This window comes from Micromonospora sp. NPDC047644 (assembly GCF_040704315.1).
Lineage (GTDB): Bacteria > Actinomycetota > Actinomycetes > Mycobacteriales > Micromonosporaceae > Micromonospora.
In genome coordinates, this window is the sequence record NZ_JBEYSY010000019.1 from 1 (window position 1) to 18,279 (window position 18,279).

The following is an 18,279-nucleotide window of genomic DNA, read 5'->3' on the forward strand; positions in this document are numbered from 1 at the left end:
GTCGAGGATGACCAGGGTGCGCCGGGTCATGGTGCGCCGTCGGTGCACCTGCGGGGCCATGCCCACCTGCGCGTAGGTGACGACCGCGCCGTGGGCCACTACTTCATGGATCGAGCACGATCATGCGGCGAGCGGACCGCCCCACGAGGACCGCCCCACGAAGACCAGGCCACGAGGGCGGGGCGGGGCCGGGCGGGTCGGGCAGGCAGGGCGGGGCGGGGCCGGGCGGGTCGGGCAGGCAGGGCGGGCGCGGCCGGGCGGGCGAGCGAGCGAGCGGTGGTTCCGTTACTCGGCGGCGGCGGCGGACGGGCCGATGTTGGTCCGTGAGCTGACCACGTCCAGCACGTGGGTCACCGCTTCGGCGACCGGCACCCCGTTGCGCTGGGAGCCGTCGCGGTAGCGGAAGGAGACCGTGCCGGCGGCCACGTCGTCGTCACCGGCGATCACCATGAACGGGATCTTCTGCTGCTGCGCCGTCCGGATCTTCTTCTGCATCCGGTCGTCACCGGCGTCCACCTGGGCCCGGATGCCCTCGGCACGCAGCGCCGCGACGAAGCCGTGCAGGTAGTCGGTGTGATCCTCGCGGATCGGGATGCCCACCACCTGCACCGGCGCGAGCCAGGCCGGGAAGGCGCCCGCGTAGTGCTCGGTGAGCACTCCGAAGAACCGCTCGATCGACCCGAACAGCGCACGGTGGATCATCACAGGACGTTGGCGGCTGCCGTCGGCGGCCTGGTACTCCAACGCGAACCGCTCCGGCTGGTTGAAGTCGACCTGGATGGTGGACATCTGCCAGGTCCGGCCGATGGCGTCGCGGGCCTGCACGGAGATCTTCGGCCCGTAGAACGCCGCGCCACCCGGGTCGGGAACCAGGTCCAGGCCGGAGGTCGCGGCGGCGGTGCGCAGCGCCTCGGTGGCCTCCTCCCAGTCCTCGTCCGCGCCGATGAACTTGGGTGAGTCGTCCCGGGTCGACAGCTCCAGGTAGAAGTCGTCCAGGCCGTAGTCGCGCAGCAGGTCGAGCACGAAGCTGAGCAGCGTGGACAGCTCGCCGGCCATCTGCTCACGGGTGCAGTAGATGTGCGAGTCGTCCTGGGTCAGGCCGCGGACCCGGGTGAGACCGTGCACGACACCGGACTTCTCGTACCGGTAGACGGTGCCGAACTCGAACATCCGCAGCGGCAGCTCCCGGTACGACCGCCCGCGCGACCTGAAGATCAGGTTGTGCATCGGGCAGTTCATCGCCTTGAGGTAGTAGTCCGCGCCCTCCAACTGCATGGGCGGGAACATGGTGTCCGCGTAGTACGGCAGGTGACCGGAGGTCTGGAACAGCTGCGCCTTGGTGATGTGCGGGGTGTTGACGAACTCGTACCCCGCCTCCTCGTGCCGCCGCCGCGAGTAGTGCTCCATCTCGCGACGGATGATGCCGCCCTTGGGGTGGAAGACCGCCAGGCCGGAGCCGATCTCGTCGGGGAAGCTGAACAGGTCGAGGTCCGCGCCGAGCTTGCGGTGGTCGCGCCGGGCGGCCTCCTCCAACAGCTTCAGGTACGCCTTGAGCTCGTCGCGGGTCGGCCACGCGGTGCCGTACACCCGCTGTAGTTGGGGGTTCTTCTCCGACCCCCGCCAGTACGCGGCGGCGGAGCGCATCAGCTTGAACGCGCCGATCACTCGGGTGGTCGGCAGGTGCGGGCCTCGGCACAGGTCCGACCAGCAGACCTTGTCCTCCTTGGCGTCGAGGTTGTCGTAGATGGTCAGCTCGCCGCCGCCCACCTCCATCACCTCGTCGGTGTCCAGGCCCTCGCCCTTGACCTCGATCAACTCCAGCTTGAACGGCTCGTCGGCCAGCTCGGAGCGCGCCTCGTCCAGGCTGCCGAAGCGGCGGCGACGGAACCGCTGCCCGGACTTGATGATCTCCTGCATCCGCTTCTCGAGCTTGCTGAGGTCATCGGGCTGGAACGGCTTCTCGACGTCGAAGTCGTAGTAGAAGCCGTTCTCGATGGGCGGGCCGATGCCCAGCTTGGCCTCGGGGAAGATGTCCTGCACGGCCTGGGCGAGGACGTGCGCGGTGGAGTGGCGCAGCACGTTGAGCCCGTCGGGCGAATCCAGGGTGACCGGCTCGACGACGGTCTCCTCGGCCGGCGTCCAGTCCAGGTCACGCAGTTGGCCCTGCGGGTCGCGAACCACGACGATGGCCTTGGGACCGTTCGCGGGCAGTCCGGCTGCGGCCACCGCGTCGGCCGCCGTGGTCCCGGCGGCGACGACGACGGGGTCGGCCACGGCGGGGGTACGGGGTGCGGACACGGTGACTCCTCCAAGCGGTACGAAACGGTGCCGATCCTCGGCTCCTGCCGATGCTATCGGTCCCCCCGCCCCCGACCGGGAACGGCACCTCCTTACCGCCGACGTTGAACCTTTCGCGCCTCGCAGCCGAACTAGAAGGTGTGGCCGGAAACCGGTACCGACCACGCCGACACGGATGGGGGCACGACATGGCGAGCACGTACGGCGGTGGCCGTCGGCGGAGGATCGCGGCGGCGACCGCGGTGACCGCCGCCGGGCTGCTGCTCTGGCCTGGCACGGCGTACGCGGCGGACGTGACGACCACCCCGAGCGAGGCCCGGCAGGGCGAGGCGGTGCGGCTGGAGTTCAGCGTCCCGGAGGAGCGGGCCGGCACGAAGACCAAGCAGATCGAGGTACGGCTGCCGGCCGACGCGCCGATCGCCGAGGTCTACCCCATGTCGGTGGACGGCTGGGCGCCCCGGCTCAGCTCCCGCACCCTGGACAAGCCGCTGCCCGGCATCCACTCCTCCGGGGTGAGCACTGTGACGACCGCGGTGACCTGGGTCCGGGTCGGTGCCAGCGACCCGGGGCCGGCCCGGTTGGCGCTCTCCATGGGGCCGATGCCGCAGGCCGACCGGCTCACCTTCGAGGTCGTCCAGACGTACGCCGACGGCACTGTGGTCCGGTGGGCGGACGCCACCGGTCCGCACCGGGCCCCAGCGCTGACCCTGCTGCCGGCGGCGCCCGGAGCGGCGGGTCCGGCCGCGCACGGCGGCGGCCACGGCGGCCCGGCGGCCGGTGTGCCCGATGCTGCCGGTGTGCCTGGGGCTCCGGACAACGGTGACGCGGCACCGCCGGCCCCATCGGACGATGCCGACGGAGGCAGTGCCGACGGATTGCTGGCCGCCGGCCTGCTCGCCGGCCTGGGCGGCGGCGCGGCGATCGGCTGGCTGCTCAGCCGGTGGCGCCGACGCGACCCGGCCGAGGCCACCGCGCTCGCCGAGGTGACCGGCGACCCGGACGAGGCCGCGACGCCCGCGACCCTGGCCGAGATAACCGGCCGCGCGGACAGGACCGCGAAGCCCTCCACGGCGGGTGGCCGCGCAAGCGACGCCACGACCCCCACGGAGACGTCCGGCCACGCGGACGGGACGGCGAAGACCGCCGACCGGACGCCGACCGACCCGACGCCCGCAGAACCGACGCCCGCCGACCCGCAGCCCGCCGACCCGACGCCGGCCGACCCGACGCCGGCTGTCTCGGCGGCATCGCGTTGATCCTTGATCCACTCGGGTTCCCGGAAACCGTGGCGTCCCCGCCGCCCGGACCGCCCGATTCAGCGGTGATCCACTCGACCTTCAGGAAATCGCGGCATCCCCGCCGCCCGGACCGCCCGACTTCCAGGAAGCCGAGTTGATCGCGGGCAGCCCAGGCTCCAGGGCAGGCCGCGCAGGGGCAGACCGCGCAGAGGCAGGCCGGGCAGGGGCAGGCCGGGCAGGGGCAGGACCCGGTCGTCCAGGGCAGGCCACAGGTGCTCAGGGCAGCCAGGTAGGTAGCGGTTCGCGGGCGGCCAGCCACTGCGCGGGCACCCCGCCGGGGGTGCCGACGCCGGTGTGGGCCGCCACCACCGCTCCGGCGATGGCCGCCGTGGTGTCCACGTCACCACCGGCCCGTACGCACGTCTCGATGGCCGCCGGATAGTCGTCGAGGTGGGTGGCGGCCACCCAGAGGGTGAACCCGACGGTGTCCTGGGCGGTGACCCGGGCGCCGTTGCCGAGCGCCGCCACCACCCGGGGCACCGGACGGCCGAGCAGCCCGACCGCCCGGTGTACGCCCCGATGCACCTCGGTGCCCGGGTCGAGCGCGGCGGCGATCCCGGCCAGCAGCCGCTCCGGGGCCGGCCGGTGTCCGTCGAGGCGGGCCCGAGCGGCCAGCGCGGCGGCGACGGCGACGGCGACCGCCCCGGCGATCCCCTCCGGGTGCGAGTGCGTCACCTCGGCGGACGCGCGCGCCTGTGCCGCGGCGCGCGCCGTCGAGTCGGCGAAGTACGCGCCCAGCGGGCCGACCCGCATCGCCGCGCCGTTGCCGCAGGAGCCCTGCCCGTCGAAGGCGGAGGCGGCGGCCAACGGCCACGGGGTGCCGGAGCGGATCAACCCCAGGATGAGCATCGCGCCCGCGCCGTAGCCCCGCCGCTCGGTGCATCGCTGCGAGAAGGAGAGGGCCAGCCGGTCCCGGTCGATGCCGGCGGAGTCGGCCAACTGGGCGTAGACCGAGCAGGCCATCTCGGTGTCGTCGGTCCATTCCCAGGGCGCCGGCGGCAGCGCGTCGGCGGTGAGATCCACCGGCGCCGGCACCGGCGGGAAGTACCGCGCGCCGAGCGCGTCGCCGGTGGAGAGACCGGCGAGGCTGTCCCGGGCTAGCGCCAGGCGGGCATCGGCGAACAGGGTGAACGACATCGTCGTACCAGCTTGCCCGGTCGCCAGGCACGCCGCAACGCGATCAACTTGCCAGGCCAAGTACGGTCTTGTCGTGGCCTCCGTGCTCCTGGTCGAAGACGATCACGTCGTACGCGGCGCGATGCTGCGGTCCCTCACCGACCGGGGGCATGCCGTGCACGCCGTGGGTACGGCGTTGGACGCTCTGCGTCGGGTGGCCGCGGAGACACCCGACCTGGTGGTGCTCGACCTCGGCCTACCGGACCTTGACGGCTCGGACGCGCTGCGGATGTTGCGCGGCATCACCGATGTTCCGATCATCATCGCCACCGCCCGCGACGACGAGCAGTCGGTGGTCAAGCTGCTGCGTGCCGGCGCCGACGACTACATGGTCAAGCCGTTCACCGGCGCGCACCTGGATGCCCGGATCACCACCGTGCTGCGCCGGGCCGGGCGGGCCAGTCGGTCCGTGCAGCCCGCGGTGCACAGCGTCGGCGGGCTGCGGGTGGACGTGGGCGAGCGCAGCGCCCAGCTCGACGGGGAGCCACTGGCGCTGACCCGTAAGGAATTCGACCTGTTGGCGTATCTCGCCGCACGACCTGGGCGGGTAGTGTCCCGCCGGGAACTCTTGGAGGAGGTATGGCGGCAGCCATCGGTCGGCGAGGATCAGACCATCGACGTTCACCTGTACTGGCTCCGCAGAAAGATGGGCGAGTCCGCGGCGAAGCCGCGCTACCTGCGCACCGTGCGGGGGGTCGGGTTCCGGCTGGTGGCACCGGACTGAGGACGGCGCTGGCCCTGCTCACGGCCGGCATGTGCAGTCTCGTCGCGCTCGCGTTCCTGATCCCGCTCGGGCTCAGCCTGCGCGAGCAGAGCCGCGACGAGGCGATCGCCGAAGCGGCCCGGCGCAGCGCGCTGGTGACCGGCGCGCTGGCGGTCAGCACCGATCCGGCGGTCGTCGAGCGTGCCGTGGTGGCCAGCGCCGAGGGCGCACCCACCCGGCCCGTGGTGCACGGGTTGGGGTTGGACGAATCCGCCGGTCGGGCCAGCGGCAGCGACCTGGACCGGGCCCGCGCCGAGCGCAAGTCGGTCGTCGTCGACCTCGACGGGGGTGTGGCCCGGCTCGACCCGGTCGTGCTCGGTGACCGGACGGCCGTGGTCGAGGTGTTCCTTCCGGAGTCGACGCTGGGCGAGGGCGCCGGCGGCACCTGGTTGCTGCTGTTCGCTGTCGGCGCGGCGATGGCCGGCGCGGCGGTGCTGGTGGTCGACCGGGTCGCTGCCCGCGCGGTGGACGCCACCCGCGGTCTGGTCAAGGCCGCGCTCTCCATCGGCGACGGCGACCTCGGCGTACGCGTCGAGCCGACCGGTCCGCGCGAGCTGGCCGAGGCCGGGTACGCCTTCAACCGGATGGCGGACCGCCTGGACGCCGCCCGCACCGACGAGCGGGAGTTGGTGGCCGACCTGTCGCATCGCCTGCGTACCCCGTTGACGGTGCTGCGCTTGGACGCGGAGGCGTTGGAGTCCGACGACACCAGCGTGGGTTCGTTCAGCCCGGCGGAGTTGGACCGGCTGCGCGGGATCCGGCGGATCCGGCAGGCGATCGTCACCCTGGAGGGTGAGATCGACGTGCTGATCAAGACCACCCGCAAGACGGTGGCGCTCGAGGCCGGTCCGGCGATGTGCGACGTCAGCGAGGTGGTCCGGGACCGGATGGTGTTCTGGGCGGCGTTGGCGGGCGACCAGAACCGGCCGCACCGGGTCACCGGCGCCCAGCTGCGCATCCCGGCGCCGGTGCCGCGGGCCGAACTGGCCGCCGCGCTGGACGCGGTCATCGGCAACGTCTTCCGATACACCCCGCAGGGCACCGCGTTCGAGGTGGCGGTGTCCCGGCGCGACGGTTACGTGGCGATCCGGATCGACGACGCCGGCCCCGGCATCGCCAACCCGGACCGCGCGCTGCGCCGGGGCGCCAGTGACCAGGGCTCGACCGGGCTCGGGCTGGACATCGCCAAGCGGGTCGCGTTGCAGGCCAACGGCTCGGTGAGCATCGACCGTGCCCGGCTGGGCGGAGCCAGTGTGGTGATGCTGCTGGCCGACCCGGAGGCGACGCCCCGGCAGGTCAGCCGCTTCGGTCTGGTCGGTCGGATGGCCCGCGACGCCCGGGACACGAAGGCCACGGGCCGCCGCTGGCCCCGCCAGCGCCCCACCGACGACTGACCCGGCCCGGACCGGGGCTGTGCGCCGGCGCAAGTCTTCCTTAGATCCCGGTTAACGACCGCGTCGGGTCGGCCGTGGGCTGACAGGATTCAGGGCACGAACCCACCAGTTCCACCGGCCGAGCGCACCACGCACCGACGGCCGGTGGAGCCGCGCGCGCGGCGGGAGTCACAGGTCCCCCCACACCAACGCTCCCGCCGCGCGCCCCGCTCGACCAACCAGCCCCGCTCGACCAACCGCCCGGCCGGCACCCGCGCGGCCGACCGGCTCAGCCGGCGCTGGCGAGGTACGCGTCGATCTCGGCGAGGATCCGTTGCTGGCCGGCGGCGTCCAGGAAGGACGCGGTCACCGCGTTGCGGGCCAGCCCGGCCAGTCCCTCGGCACCGACTCCGAGCAGGCGGGCGGCTACCGCGTACTCGTCGTTGAGGGTGGTGCCGAACATCGGCGGGTCGTCGGAGTTGATGGTGACCAGCAGCCCGGCGTCGACGAGCTGGTGCAGCGGGTGCTCGTCGAGGGTGGCGACCGCCCGGGTCCGCACGTTGGACGTGGGGCAGACCTCCATCGCGATCTGTCGTTCGGCCAGGTACGCGAGCAACCGCGGGTCCTGCGCGGCGGAGATGCCGTGCCCGATCCGCTCGGCACCCAACTCGTTCAGCGCGTCCCAGACGGTCTGCGGCCCGGTGGTCTCCCCTGCGTGCGGCACCGAGCGCAGCCCGGCGGCACGGGCCTGGTCGAAGTAGGGCCGGAACTGCGGTCGGGGTACGCCGATCTCCGGGCCGCCCAGTCCGAAACTGACCAGCCCGTCCGGGCGCTCGTCCAGTGCGATCCGCAGCGTCTCCTCGGCTGCCGGCAGGCCGGCCTCGCCGGGGATGTCGAAGCACCAGCGCAGCTCGATGCCGAAGTCGGTCAGGGCGCGCTTGCGGGCGTCCTCGATGGCCTCGCAGAACGCCGGCGCGGGGATGCCCCGTCGGACGTGCGAGTACGGGGTGATGGTCAGCTCCGCGTACCGGACCTGTTGGCGGGCCAGCTCGCGGGCCACCTCGTGGGTGAGGATCCAGACATCCTCCGGGTCGCGGATGAGATCCACGACGCTCAGGTAGACCTCGACGAAGTGCGCGAAGTCGCGGAACTCGAAGTAGCTGGCCAGCGCGTCCGGGTCGGCCGGCACGGGGGTGCGCCCCTCGTGGCGCGTCGCCAACTCGGCGACGGTCCGGGGCAGGGCGGAGCCGACGTGGTGCACGTGCAGCTCCACCTTGGGCAGGCCGGCGATGAAGGTGGACAGGTCGGTCACGGATTCTCCTGGGCATGGGCGGCGGTGCGGGCGACGACGAAGACGCGGCGGAACGGGAAGTACACCTGACCCTGCCGCGCCGGGTACGCCGCGGTGAGCCGTACTCCCAGCTCGGCCCGGAAGGCGGACCAGCCGGCGGCGTCCAGTGCGGCTCGGACCGGGCGCAGCGCGGTGCCCTCCATCCAGGTCAGCACCGGGTGCTCGGCGGTGGGTCGAGCCGGCAGCAGGTGCACGTAGGTAGTCTCCCAGGCGTCCACGGCGCAGCCGACGGCGGTCAGCAGCGCCGCGTAGTCGGCCGGGTCGTCGACCGGGTCCGCGCGCAGTAGCGGGGCGACCTCGGCCCGCCAGGTCGGCCGGTCGGCGACCTCCCGCAGGGCGCGGTGCGAGTCGGCGGCGAAGTTTCCGGGGACCTGCATGGCGAGCCACGCGCCGGCGGGCAGATCGGTGGCCCATCGGCGCAGCAGCTCCTGGTGACCGGGAACCCACTGCAGGGCGGCGTTGCTGACCACCACGTCGTCGTCGCCGGTCGGACGCCAGTCGCGCAGGTCGGCGACCGCGAAGTCGACCGGCGCGCCGAGGGACTCGGCCCGCTCGATCATCTCGGCTGAGGAGTCGAGGCCGCGTACCCGGCTGGCCGGCCACCTTTCGGCGAGAACGGCGGTGAGCTGGCCGGGGCCGCAGCCGAGGTCGACCACCGCCCGGGGGCGCTCGGCCGGGATCCGGGCGAGGAGGTCGTGAAACGGCCGCGATCGCTCGTCGCCGAAGCGCAGGTAGGTCGCCGGGTCCCACATGACCGCCCCCTTAACCGTACGTCCGTACTGCTGACGGTACGGCTCGCCTGGCAGGGTGGCAACCCGATCACTAGGCTCGGGGCATGGAACAGCGCAGCTTCAACCGGCTCGGCCGGACCGTTGGCGCGGTCGGCCTGGGCGCGTGGCAACTCGGCGCCGACTGGGGCACCGTCAGCGAGGACGACGCGATGGCGGTGCTCGCCGCCGCCGTGGACGCCGGGGTCACCTTCCTCGACACCGCCGACGTGTACGGCGACGGCCGCAGCGAACAGCTCATCGGCCGCTTCCTGCGCACCCGACCCGACGCCGGGCTGACCGTCGCCACCAAGATGGGCCGCCGCGTCGAGCAGCGGCCGGAGGCGTACACCCTGGCCAACTTCCGGCAGTGGACCGACCGTTCCCGGGCCAACCTGGGCATGGACACCCTGGACCTGGTCCAGTTGCACTGCCCGCCCACCGAGGTCTTCTCCTCCGACGAGGTCTTCGACGGTCTGGACACCCTCGTCGCCGAGAAGGCCATCGCCGGGTACGGAGTCAGCGTCGAGACCTGCGACCAGGCCCTCACCGCGATCGCCCGACCGGGGGTGGCGAGCGTCCAGATCATCCTCAACGCGGTCCGCCACAAGCCCCTGGAGCAGGTGCTGCCGGCCGCGGCGGCAGCCGGCGTCGGCATCATCGCCCGCGTGCCGCTCGCCAGTGGCCTGCTCTCCGGCCGCTACGACGAGCACACCGAGTTCCCCGCCGACGACCACCGCAACTACAACCGGCACGGCGCCGCCTTCGACGTCGGCGAGACGTTCTCCGGAGTCGACTTCGATCGAGGTCTGGCCGCCGTACGCCGGCTGGCCCCGCTCGTCGACGCGGACCGCACGATGGCGCAGTTCGCCCTGCGCTGGGTGTTGGACCAGGCGGGCGTCACAGTGGTCATCCCCGGCGCCCGCGACGCCGACCAGGCCCGACGCAACGCCGCCGCGGCGGACCTGTCCCCGCTCACCGACGAGCAGTTGGCAGCCGTCCGCGACACCTACGACGAGCTGATCCGCCCGCAGGTGCACGACCGGTGGTGACCCGCGTGCCCGGGGTGCTCGCGTCACGCCGTCCGGCCGGCGATGCTGGACGGCGGCGCGCCGCCCCGGGCGGCGGAGAGGGGACGCGATGAGAGGTTGGCTTCCGCTCACCCTCGGCCTGCTGGCCGTGGTGATCGGTGCGGTGTGGACGGTCCAGGGCCTCGGCTACGTCAGCGGCAGCGTGATGACCGACGAGAAGATCTGGGCGGTGATCGGCCCGATCGTGACGGTGGCCGGGCTGGTGGTGCTCTGGCTCGGTCTGCGCTCGCGTCGACGCTGACCGCCCGCCGCGGCGGCGAGCCCGATCAGGCGAAAGCCCCGCATCCCAACCGGGATGCGGGGCTTTACCGTGACCCGTGAGCCGGATCGTCCCACTGGCCGGCGGGGGCCGGCCGTCCTACTCAGATGGGACGAACCTGCTCAGCCTGCGGGCCCTTCTGACCCTGAGCAATCTCGAACTCCACCCGCTGGTTCTCCTCCAGCGAGCGGTAGCCGCTGGTCTGGATGGCCGAGAAGTGGACGAACACGTCAGCACCCCCACCATCGACGGTGATGAAGCCGAAGCCCTTGTCAGCGTTGAACCACTTCACGGTTCCCTGAGCCATGTGTATCTCCCTCGAAAAACTGGCGGCCGTGCACGCCGTCCGGCCGATTGGCCGTTTTTGAGCAGCGGTGCCTGAGGCGGCCCCACGAAGGAGACTTCTCTCAACCCACGCCATCTCGCAACAGCGGGGACCAGCAAATCACGGAGGTAAAAAGTCTGTCACGACCTCTCCGACGAATTTCTCCGACATGTGACCTGACGGATGCCTCAGGCGCGCTGGGCGGCGCGCGATGCCATGCGAAAGCCCCCTTCCCATCGATGCGGGAAGGGGGCTGAAGTCGCTGCTGGTCAGTCCGGCCAACTGCCGGTCATCCGGCGTACGCCGACCGCGCCGCCCCGGTCGACGGCGGCCCGAACGACCGCGAAGATGGCGCCCTGCAACGCCGCGGCGGCCAGGATCTCGCCCCAGCCGCGATCCTCGTCGGTCGCGTTGGGCGCCTCACCGTCGCCCGCGGTGACCTTCCAGACCTGCCGGAAGATCGCCCCGGCCACCGTGCCCGCGGCGATACCCAACAACACGCCGACCGGCCGGTACGCGACCCTGCCGATTTTCTTGCTCACCTACGCCTCCCCCGCACGATCATCAGCACCACCACGGTGGCCACCGCGCCGGCCGCGATGGCCGCCCACGGCACCGGGTTACGGCGCACCAACTCGCTCTTGTCGTACGCCTGTGCGCGTACCAACTCGCCCTTTTCGTATGCCTGCGCCCGCGCCATTCCGGCGCCACGCGCGGCCTGCCCGCGGACCCGGGCGACGGTCTGCGCCGCCTGTTCCCGCATCCGCTCCTTCGCCTGCTCGGCGGACTCCTTGAGACGTGCCTTCACGTCGGCCTTGGCGGCCAACGCCTCCATCGTCTCGCCCAACTCGACCCGGGTGCGACGGATCTCCTCGCGGAGGGCCTCCGTGTCACCGGTCCCGTTACCGGTCATTGCCGCCCCCTGTCCTTCACCGCGGCGGTGACGGTGTCCATGTCTGCCCGGAGGCTACGGACCGTGGCCGCCGGCACCGGCGGGACAGCACGGCTGACCTGCTTCTTGCCCACCAGGGCGAGGATGCCGGCCACCAGGAAACAGGCCACCGCCACGATCAGCGCCGCGGCCCAGGCGGGCAACACCAGGTCGAGCAACAGGATCGCCGTGGCGACCAGCGCACCAAGACCGAAGAACGCGAGCGCGCCACCGCCGCCGAACAGGCCGATCCCGATGCCCGCGTGCTTACCCTTCTGGGTCAACTCCGCTCGGGCCAGCGTCAGTTCGTCCCGTACGAGGCGGGAGATCTGCTCGGTGGCCCGCTGCACCAACTCGGCGGTGGAGGGCTCGCTCCCATTCTGGGATGTGCGGGCTTTCGCCACGTCAGCCATGCTGTCCTCCTTTCCTCATCACCGCGCTGTATGCCCGAAGTCGCCGCTCGTCAATCCTAAAGCGCGGCAGGCGGCTCACCGTCCCGGTTGTCCGGACGCCGCGCCGCTGATACGCGGCCAGCCGCCACGATCACGCCAGAGACGTCAGGCAGCACATCCCCCACCCAAGCCCAACCAAACCTCCGAAACCAACCCCCACCCCCGCACGCCCCTCTCCCGGCCCTCCTCCCCTCCGCCCCGCAGGCCCCCTCCCGCCCGCCCGCCGGTGATCATGAGGTTGACCGGGACGAACCAGACATACCGACCCGTCAAGTCCATGATCGTCGAGTTCACGGCGCAAGATCGTGCTCGATCCTGGTTGTAGTGGCCTGGACGGGGATCGAGGCCACTACAACCAGGAAATCGCACGATCTTGCGGGCGGGGCAGGGGGACGGGCGGGCAAGGCCGGACGCAGGACGCGGGCCGGGCGGGCGAGGCCGGGCGCGGGACGCGGGCCGGGCGGGCGAGGTCGGGCGCGGGACGCGGGCCGGGCGCAGGCGGGCCCGGCCCGGCAGGGCAGACCCGCCCGGGCGGGGCGGGGCGCCAGATGGGGGGGGGCGGGCGGGGTGTCAGGGGCGGGTTTCTTCGGGGCCTACGAAGGCTTCGCTTCGGGCGTCGCCGTCGTCGCTGCCGCCGAAGACACGGGCGTCGTCGGGCGCCTCGGTGTCGGACAGGCGGCGGGCCGGCCGCCTCGGCTGCACCCACTGCCAGGAGAGGTTGCTGGTGGAGTCGCCCAGCTCGGTGCGGAGCCGGGGCATCGCCGTCGGGCGGTTGTCCCGGATCCAGGCGACCAGGTGTTCCCGGACGAGACAACGCAGGTCCCACAGGCTGCCCGCGTCGGCGGCGCTGACCAGCGCGCGCAACCGGACCGTCCCGCCGGTGGCGTCGGTGACCTGCAGGACGCAGACCCGCCCGTCCCACAGTTCGGTGCCCTCGACGAGGCGGCGTAGCTCCTCGCGCATGGTCTGCACGGGGACCGCCCAGTCGACGTCGAACTCGGCGGTGCCGAGCACCGCCGCCTCCGTGCGGGTCCAGTTCTGGAACGGTTTGCTGGTGAAGTACGAGGTGGGCAGGATCAACCGACGGTCGTCCCAGATCTGCACCACGACGTAGCTGAGGGTCAGCTCCTCGATGCGGCCCCACTCCCCCTCGACAACGACGACGTCGTCGAGCCGGACGGCGTCGCTGAAGGCGAGCTGGAGGCCGGCGAAGACGTTGCCGAGCAGGCTCTGTGCGGCGAGCGCGGCCACCACACCGACCACACCGGCAGAGGTCAGCACGCCGGCGCCGATGCCGCGCACGCTGGGGAACGTCATCAGCATCACGCCGACGGCCAGGATGACGATCACCGCGATGGTCAGTCGGCGCAGCATCACCACCTGGGTCCGCACCCGTCGGGCGTGCCGGTTGTCCGGTACGTCGACCCGGAACCGGGCCAGCGCGGTGTCCTCCACGACGACCAGCAGGCAGGCGACCAGCCAGGCCAGGGTGGCGATGACGCCGAGGATGAGCAGGTGCAGCAGGACCCGCCGCCAGCTCTCGCCGACCGCGTAGCCGGTGCTGAAGCGGACGGCGAACTGCACGGCCAAAACCGTCGCGGCGACCTGGAACGGGCGGTGCGCGTGGTCGGTCAACTCGGTCAACAACAGTGACCGGCGGCCGAACCGCCGGGTCAACCGGTGGACGACCTCGACCAGGAACAGGGCGACCGCCGCCGCGGCGAGCGCGGCGACGGCCGTTTCGAGATAGTTCTGCACGGCTTCGGTGCTTCCCTTCGATCAAACGACGGGCACTCCGGGCAAAAGCCCAAGAGTGCCCGTCATCTTCAGAATCGACCAGCTCAGACCTTGCGGTACCGGGACTGGAGGAAGCAGTAGACGCCGAAGGCGGCGATGCCGAGGGCGACCAGGGTCAGCAGGAACATGCCGTACGACTGCTCACGCAGGGTGTGCAGCGCGGCGTCCAGACCGCGGGCCTTCTCCGGGTCGTAGTTCACCGCCGCCACGATCACCAGCAGACCGGCGATGCCGTAGGCGACGCCCTTGGCGATGTATCCGGCCATGCCCAGCCGGCGGGCGAGCTGGCGGGTCTTCGGGCTCATCTCGCCGGTCTTGAGGTGCTTCTCGAACTTCTTCCGGGCGCCGTAGATCGCCAGGCCGATGCCGATCGCGGCGACGACCAACCCGGCCAGGCCGACCAGCCAGCGGCCACCGCTGGAGGTCATCAGCTTGCCGGTCAACGCCTCCTGCTGGTCGGCGCTGTTGGACCCCGCGTCCTTGAAGACCTTGAAGGCGGTCCAGGCGAAGTAGAGGTAGACGATGGTCCGGCCGGTCGAGGCGACCCGTTCCATGACCCGCTCCTTGCCGCGCTCGGCGCGGTGCCCGACCGCCGCCTCCAGCGCCTGCCAGATCGCCATCGCGAGCAGGCCGACCGCGACGGCGATGACCAGGAACTTGCCGAGGGGCTGTGCGGAGAGGGTACGCAGCGCGCCGGACTGGTCGCCGTCGTCGGACGACGTACCGAACGCGATCTGCAACGCCAACCAGGCGAAGAGGAGGTGGACGATGCCGTAGCCGATGAAGCCGGCCCGGGCGAGGAGTTCCAGCCACCGGCTGTCCGCCGTACGGGAGGCGGTGGCTTCGGCGCTACGGGTGAGTGACATGGCGTCACAATCTCCGATTCTGAAGATTCCCAAACGTCGGCCACCGCCGCCCGCGAGATCAGCTGCCCGGGTTACGCGACACGCGAACCTTGACCTGCTGGTCGGTCACGCTGTCCAGGGTGACCGCGAAGCCCCCGGCCTCGGCTGCCTGCTGGCCGGCGGTGAGGGTGAGCTGCTCACCGGCGACCTCGACGGTCACCTGGTCACCCTCGGCGCCGACCAACTTGGCCTCGACGCCCAGGATGGTCGTCCTCGCGTCGACACCCCGCTCGAAGGTGACGGTGCAGGCGTCCAGCGCGCAGTCTGTGGAGGCGCCCTGGGAGCTGCACCCGGCGAGCACGGCGAGGCCGAGCGCCAGACCGGCGAAGAGACCGGCGGCGCGGCGGACGGGGGGAATGGGCAAGGTGGCGGGTCTGTTCGTCACCTCGCCAAGAGTACGAGACGCTCGCGACGCCAGGCGACAGCGAGCGCGGGGAGCGCCCCGGCTAGGGTCCGGGACATGCCGTTCGACATCGCCCGCACCCGGGCCGCTTACCCCGCCCTGACCGAGGGCTTCGTCCACCTCGACGGTGCCGGTGGCACCCAGACCGCGGCCGGTGTGATCGACGCGGTCACCGATGCCATGCGGTCGGCGATCGGCAACCGCAGCGCCGCCAACGTCGCGGGCCGCCGGTCGTTGGAGCTGGTGGCCGAGGCCCGCTCGGCGGTGGCCGATCTGCTCGGCGCGGATCCGGCCGGGGTGGTGCTCGGCCCGAGCGCGACCGCGCTGACGTACACCCTGGCCCGCACGCTCGGCGCGACCTGGCGGCCGGGCGACGAGGTGGTGGTGTCCCGGCTCGACCACGACGCGAACGTGCGGCCGTGGGTGCAGGCCGCCGAGGCGGCCGGCGCGACCGTGCGCTGGGCCGAGGTCGACCGGCACACCGGTGAGCTGCCCGCGGCCCAGTACGCGGACCTGGTGGGTGAGCGGACCCGGCTGGTCGCGGTGACCGCCGGCAGCAACGCCATCGGCACCATGCCGGACGTGGCGGCGATCGCCAAGACCGCGCACGCGGTCGGCGCGCTGGTCTGTGTCGACGGGGTGCACTCGGTGCCGCACGGCCCGACCGACCTGGCCTCGCTCGGCGCCGACGTGCTGGTCACCAGCGCGTACAAGTGGTCCGGACCGCACCTGGCGGCGATGGTGGCGGACCCGGCCCGGTGGGCGGCGTTGCGCCCGGCGAAGCTGGTGCCGTCCTCCGACGCGGTGCCGGACCGGTTCGAGTACGGCACGCCGAGCTTCCCGCTGCTGGCCGGCGTGGCCGCGGCGGTGGATCACCTGGCGGGGCTGGACCCGGCCGCGGTCGGGAACCGGCGCGACCGGCTGCGGGACGGGCTGGCCGCCGCCCAGGCGCACGAGGAGGCCCTCCTGGACCGGCTGCTCGCCGGGCTGGCGGAGCGGCCGGCGATCACCGTGTACGGCTCGCCGGCGCGGCGCTGCCCGACCGTCTCGTTCCGGGTCGCCGGAATGTCCCCGGCGGCCACCCAGGAGGCGCTGGGTGCCGCCGGGTTCTGCCTCTCCGTCGGCGACTACTACGCCTACGAGTACTTCCAGCTGATGGGTCTGCGCGACAGCGGCGGCGCGGTGCGGGCCAGCATCTACCACTACAACACCGCCGAGGAGGTGGACCGTTTGCTCGGCGAACTCGACGCGCTGGCCGAGCCGACGGGGAGAATGGCCGGATGAGCACCCTGGTCGAGGACAATCCGGCGAAGCACCGCTTCGAGATCCTTGTCGACGACGCGCTGGCCGGTTTCACCGCGTACCTGCCGCGCGGTGAGGTGCTGGTCTTCACCCACACCGAGGTGGATCGGGGCTTTCAGGGCAAGGGGGTGGGCGGCACGTTGATCCGCGGCACCCTGGACCAGCTCCGGGCACGCGGCACGAAGATCGTGCCGCAGTGCCCCTTCATGGCCGCGTTCATCGACAAGCACCCCGAGTACGCCGACCTGGTCGCCGACCTCCCGTAGCGCGGGCGGTCAGCGGGCGCCGGTGAGCACCTCGGCGGCGGCCTGTCCACTGGCCCGGGTGGCGCCGTGGGTGGCCAGGTGCACCGCCCCGGTGACCAGCTCGGGCACACCCAACTCGACCACGACGGCGTCCGGCCGGGCGGCCAACGCGCGGTGCACGGCGGCGCGCATCCAGTCGTGCCGGTGCTGGTCACGCACGACCAGGACCAGGGGGCGGCTGCCCGCCCCGGCGCCCGGGTCCGCCGGAACGTCGCGTTCGGCGTAACGGACGGTGCTGGTGCCGGGCAGCAGCTCGGTCAGTGGTCCACCGATGCCCCACGGGGTCTCGGCGCCGATGGCGATGTTGCGCAGCGGCTCGAACTCGACGACGTGTGCCGCGCGGGTCAGGGGCAGCGCGACCGTCGTACCCGGGGCGGCGGTGACCCGGACGGCCCGGCGGGCGGCGACCAGCCCGACGCCGGCGTCGGCGCGCGCCGCGGCCGAGCCGGAGCTGCGGGCGGCCACCGTCCAGGCGGCGAGTTGGCCCACGCGCTTGGCGGCCTCGGCGAGACGTTCCTCGGGCAGCTCACCGGAGACGACGGCGGCCACGATGGCGTCGCGCAGCTCGCGGGCGGCCTGCTCGTCGGCCCGTTCACCGCCGATGCAGATGGCGTCGGCCCCGGCGGCGAGGGCGCGGACGGTGGCCCCGGCGAAGCCGTACCGGTCGGCGACCGCGCGCATCTCCATCGCGTCGGTGACCACCACACCGGAGAAGCCCAGCTCGTCGCGGAGCACCCCGCCCAGGATGCGCTGACTCAGCGTCGCCGGCAGGTCCGGGTCGAGCGCGGGCACCAGCAGGTGACCGGTCATCACCGCCTGCACCCCGGCGGCCACGGCGGCGCGGAACGGGGCCAGTTCACAGCTGTCCAGCCGGTCCCGGTCGGCGGTGATCCGGGGCAGGTCGTGGTGTGAGTCGACCCGGGTGTCGCCGTGCCCGGGGAAGTGTTTGGCGCAGGCCGCGACACCGCCGGCCTGGAGCCCACGGACCCAGGCGGCGGTGTGCCGGGCGACGAGCACCGGGTCGTCACCGAAGGAACGGACGCCGATCACCGGGTTCCCCGGGTTGGAGTTGACGTCGGCGTCCGGCGCGTAGTTGAGGGTGATCCCGGCTGCGGCCAGCTCGGCGCCGAGGTCCCGGGCGACGGCCTCGGTCAGCTCCGGGTCGTCGACCGCGCCGAGGGCGAAGTTGCCGGGCCGGGAGCTGCCGTGCACCGACTCCAGCCGGGTGACGTCGCCGGCCTCCTCGTCGATCGCCACGATGACGTCGGGCCGTTCCGCGCGCAGCGTCGCGGTGAGGGCGGCCACCTGCTCGGTGTCGACGACGTTGCGGGCGAACAGCACCACCGAGCCGAGACCCTCGCCGAGCCAGCGGCACACCCAGGGTGGTGGGGTGGTGCCGACGAAGCCGGGTTGCAGGACGGCGGCGGCGAGCGCCGGGAGGTGCCCGTTGGTGGTGGTCACGCGACGCCCTCGCACTGATCGG

Annotated in this window: 19 protein-coding genes; 7 read left to right on the forward strand and 12 right to left on the reverse strand. The window is 72.6% G+C overall.

Features of this window, described 5'->3' with window-relative positions; all coding sequences use genetic code 11:
* Positions 1 to 285: 285 nt before the first annotated feature.
* A complete protein-coding gene (gene thrS / locus AB0877_RS27100) occupies positions 286 to 2,298 on the reverse strand; it encodes a threonine--tRNA ligase (RefSeq protein ID WP_366612397.1) in 2,013 nt (670 codons plus the stop codon).
* A 188-nt stretch (positions 2,299 to 2,486) separates the two neighbouring features.
* Between thrS and AB0877_RS27105 the strand changes: the two genes are divergently transcribed.
* Positions 2,487 to 3,554: a DUF1775 domain-containing protein gene (locus AB0877_RS27105; RefSeq protein ID WP_366612399.1), complete on the forward strand. Its 1,068-nt coding sequence runs from the start codon at positions 2,487 to 2,489 to the stop codon at positions 3,552 to 3,554.
* Positions 3,555 to 3,812: 258 nt separating this feature from the next.
* Here AB0877_RS27105 and AB0877_RS27110 read toward each other — a convergent pair whose 3' ends face one another.
* Positions 3,813 to 4,733: an ADP-ribosylglycohydrolase family protein gene (locus AB0877_RS27110; RefSeq protein WP_366612401.1), complete on the reverse strand. Its 921-nt coding sequence runs from the start codon at positions 4,731 to 4,733 to the stop codon at positions 3,813 to 3,815.
* Positions 4,734 to 4,806: 73 nt separating this feature from the next.
* On the opposite strand from AB0877_RS27110, the gene AB0877_RS27115 reads away from it, so the two are divergent.
* Positions 4,807 to 5,496 carry a response regulator transcription factor gene (locus AB0877_RS27115; RefSeq protein ID WP_091401712.1) on the forward strand — a complete coding sequence of 230 codons (690 nt, stop codon included), beginning with the start codon at positions 4,807 to 4,809 and terminating at the stop codon, positions 5,494 to 5,496.
* A gap of 29 nt (positions 5,497 to 5,525) precedes the next feature.
* Complete coding sequence (locus AB0877_RS27120; protein ID WP_366612403.1) at positions 5,526 to 6,929, forward strand: HAMP domain-containing sensor histidine kinase; 1,404 nt, start codon at positions 5,526 to 5,528, stop codon at positions 6,927 to 6,929.
* A gap of 268 nt (positions 6,930 to 7,197) precedes the next feature.
* Here the strand turns inward: AB0877_RS27120 and AB0877_RS27125 are convergent, their stop codons facing one another.
* Together AB0877_RS27125 and AB0877_RS27130 are read right to left on the reverse strand one after the other, a co-directional pair.
* A complete protein-coding gene (locus AB0877_RS27125; RefSeq protein ID WP_366612405.1) occupies positions 7,198 to 8,220 on the reverse strand; it encodes an adenosine deaminase in 1,023 nt (340 codons plus the stop codon).
* Positions 8,217 to 9,011 carry a trans-aconitate 2-methyltransferase gene (locus AB0877_RS27130; RefSeq protein WP_366612407.1) on the reverse strand — a complete coding sequence of 265 codons (795 nt, stop codon included), beginning with the start codon at positions 9,009 to 9,011 and terminating at the stop codon, positions 8,217 to 8,219. Before AB0877_RS27130 ends, AB0877_RS27125 begins: the two co-directional genes overlap by 4 nt.
* Positions 9,012 to 9,094: 83 nt before the next feature.
* On the opposite strand from AB0877_RS27130, the gene AB0877_RS27135 reads away from it, so the two are divergent.
* Both AB0877_RS27135 and AB0877_RS27140 read left to right on the forward strand, forming a co-directional pair.
* Complete coding sequence (locus AB0877_RS27135; RefSeq protein WP_366612409.1) at positions 9,095 to 10,078, forward strand: aldo/keto reductase; 984 nt, start codon at positions 9,095 to 9,097, stop codon at positions 10,076 to 10,078.
* An 88-nt stretch (positions 10,079 to 10,166) separates the two neighbouring features.
* On the forward strand, positions 10,167 to 10,358 hold the full coding sequence (locus AB0877_RS27140) for a hypothetical protein (RefSeq protein WP_357235836.1): 192 nt from the start codon (positions 10,167 to 10,169) through the stop codon (positions 10,356 to 10,358).
* Positions 10,359 to 10,479: 121 nt separating this feature from the next.
* Here the strand turns inward: AB0877_RS27140 and AB0877_RS27145 are convergent, their stop codons facing one another.
* From AB0877_RS27145 to AB0877_RS27175, 7 genes are all read right to left on the reverse strand, one after another.
* Complete coding sequence (locus tag AB0877_RS27145; protein WP_030338233.1) at positions 10,480 to 10,683, reverse strand: cold-shock protein; 204 nt, start codon at positions 10,681 to 10,683, stop codon at positions 10,480 to 10,482.
* A 287-nt stretch (positions 10,684 to 10,970) separates the two neighbouring features.
* Entirely contained in the window at positions 10,971 to 11,243 is a 273-nt protein-coding gene (locus AB0877_RS27150; protein ID WP_357202603.1) for a DUF4235 domain-containing protein, read from the reverse strand.
* On the reverse strand, positions 11,240 to 11,614 hold the full coding sequence (locus AB0877_RS27155) for a DUF3618 domain-containing protein (protein WP_355007247.1): 375 nt from the start codon (positions 11,612 to 11,614) through the stop codon (positions 11,240 to 11,242). Before AB0877_RS27155 ends, AB0877_RS27150 begins: the two co-directional genes overlap by 4 nt.
* On the reverse strand, positions 11,611 to 12,045 hold the full coding sequence (locus tag AB0877_RS27160) for a phage holin family protein (RefSeq protein WP_030338239.1): 435 nt from the start codon (positions 12,043 to 12,045) through the stop codon (positions 11,611 to 11,613). The genes AB0877_RS27155 and AB0877_RS27160 overlap by 4 nt, the downstream gene beginning before the upstream one ends.
* Before the next feature lie 609 nt (positions 12,046 to 12,654).
* Positions 12,655 to 13,842 (reverse strand): mechanosensitive ion channel family protein, encoded by a 1,188-nt coding sequence (locus AB0877_RS27165; RefSeq protein WP_366612412.1) that lies wholly within the window; start codon positions 13,840 to 13,842, stop codon positions 12,655 to 12,657.
* Positions 13,843 to 13,925: 83 nt separating this feature from the next.
* Positions 13,926 to 14,747, reverse strand: a complete 822-nt coding sequence (locus AB0877_RS27170; RefSeq protein ID WP_366612413.1) for a DUF1206 domain-containing protein — start codon at positions 14,745 to 14,747, stop codon at positions 13,926 to 13,928.
* Positions 14,748 to 14,805: 58 nt separating this feature from the next.
* Positions 14,806 to 15,171: a hypothetical protein gene (locus AB0877_RS27175; protein WP_366612414.1), complete on the reverse strand. Its 366-nt coding sequence runs from the start codon at positions 15,169 to 15,171 to the stop codon at positions 14,806 to 14,808.
* Positions 15,172 to 15,246: 75 nt separating this feature from the next.
* Between AB0877_RS27175 and AB0877_RS27180 the strand changes: the two genes are divergently transcribed.
* Both AB0877_RS27180 and AB0877_RS27185 read left to right on the forward strand, forming a co-directional pair.
* The gene (locus tag AB0877_RS27180) at positions 15,247 to 16,473 is read left to right on the forward strand and encodes a cysteine desulfurase-like protein (RefSeq protein WP_366612415.1); all 1,227 of its coding nucleotides are present in this window, start codon (positions 15,247 to 15,249) and stop codon (positions 16,471 to 16,473) included.
* Entirely contained in the window at positions 16,470 to 16,757 is a 288-nt protein-coding gene (locus tag AB0877_RS27185) for a GNAT family N-acetyltransferase (protein ID WP_366612416.1), read from the forward strand. Before AB0877_RS27180 ends, AB0877_RS27185 begins: the two co-directional genes overlap by 4 nt.
* Positions 16,758 to 16,766: 9 nt before the next feature.
* Here AB0877_RS27185 and AB0877_RS27190 read toward each other — a convergent pair whose 3' ends face one another.
* Positions 16,767 to 18,257 (reverse strand): glycoside hydrolase family 3 protein, encoded by a 1,491-nt coding sequence (locus AB0877_RS27190; RefSeq protein ID WP_366612417.1) that lies wholly within the window; start codon positions 18,255 to 18,257, stop codon positions 16,767 to 16,769.
* Positions 18,258 to 18,279 lie beyond the last annotated feature (22 nt).

What these genes read in the sequence shown, in the direction of transcription:
- AB0877_RS27140 (WP_357235836.1), top strand. Translation starts at nt 10,167, where the DNA reads ATGAGAGGTTGGCTTCCGCTCACCCTCGGCCTGCTGGCCGTGGTGATC.
- AB0877_RS27105 (WP_366612399.1), top strand. Translation starts at nt 2,487, where the DNA reads ATGGCGAGCACGTACGGCGGTGGCCGTCGGCGGAGGATCGCGGCGGCG.
- AB0877_RS27160 (WP_030338239.1), bottom strand. Translation starts at nt 12,045, where the DNA reads ATGGCTGACGTGGCGAAAGCCCGCACATCCCAGAATGGGAGCGAGCCC.
- AB0877_RS27145 (WP_030338233.1), bottom strand. Translation starts at nt 10,683, where the DNA reads ATGGCTCAGGGAACCGTGAAGTGGTTCAACGCTGACAAGGGCTTCGGC.
- AB0877_RS27180 (WP_366612415.1), top strand. Translation starts at nt 15,247, where the DNA reads ATGCCGTTCGACATCGCCCGCACCCGGGCCGCTTACCCCGCCCTGACC.
- AB0877_RS27185 (WP_366612416.1), top strand. Translation starts at nt 16,470, where the DNA reads ATGAGCACCCTGGTCGAGGACAATCCGGCGAAGCACCGCTTCGAGATC.
- AB0877_RS27170 (WP_366612413.1), bottom strand. Translation starts at nt 14,747, where the DNA reads ATGTCACTCACCCGTAGCGCCGAAGCCACCGCCTCCCGTACGGCGGAC.
- AB0877_RS27135 (WP_366612409.1), top strand. Translation starts at nt 9,095, where the DNA reads ATGGAACAGCGCAGCTTCAACCGGCTCGGCCGGACCGTTGGCGCGGTC.
- AB0877_RS27120 (WP_366612403.1), top strand. Translation starts at nt 5,526, where the DNA reads ATGTGCAGTCTCGTCGCGCTCGCGTTCCTGATCCCGCTCGGGCTCAGC.
- AB0877_RS27155 (WP_355007247.1), bottom strand. Translation starts at nt 11,614, where the DNA reads ATGACCGGTAACGGGACCGGTGACACGGAGGCCCTCCGCGAGGAGATC.
- AB0877_RS27130 (WP_366612407.1), bottom strand. Translation starts at nt 9,011, where the DNA reads ATGTGGGACCCGGCGACCTACCTGCGCTTCGGCGACGAGCGATCGCGG.
- AB0877_RS27110 (WP_366612401.1), bottom strand. Translation starts at nt 4,733, where the DNA reads ATGTCGTTCACCCTGTTCGCCGATGCCCGCCTGGCGCTAGCCCGGGAC.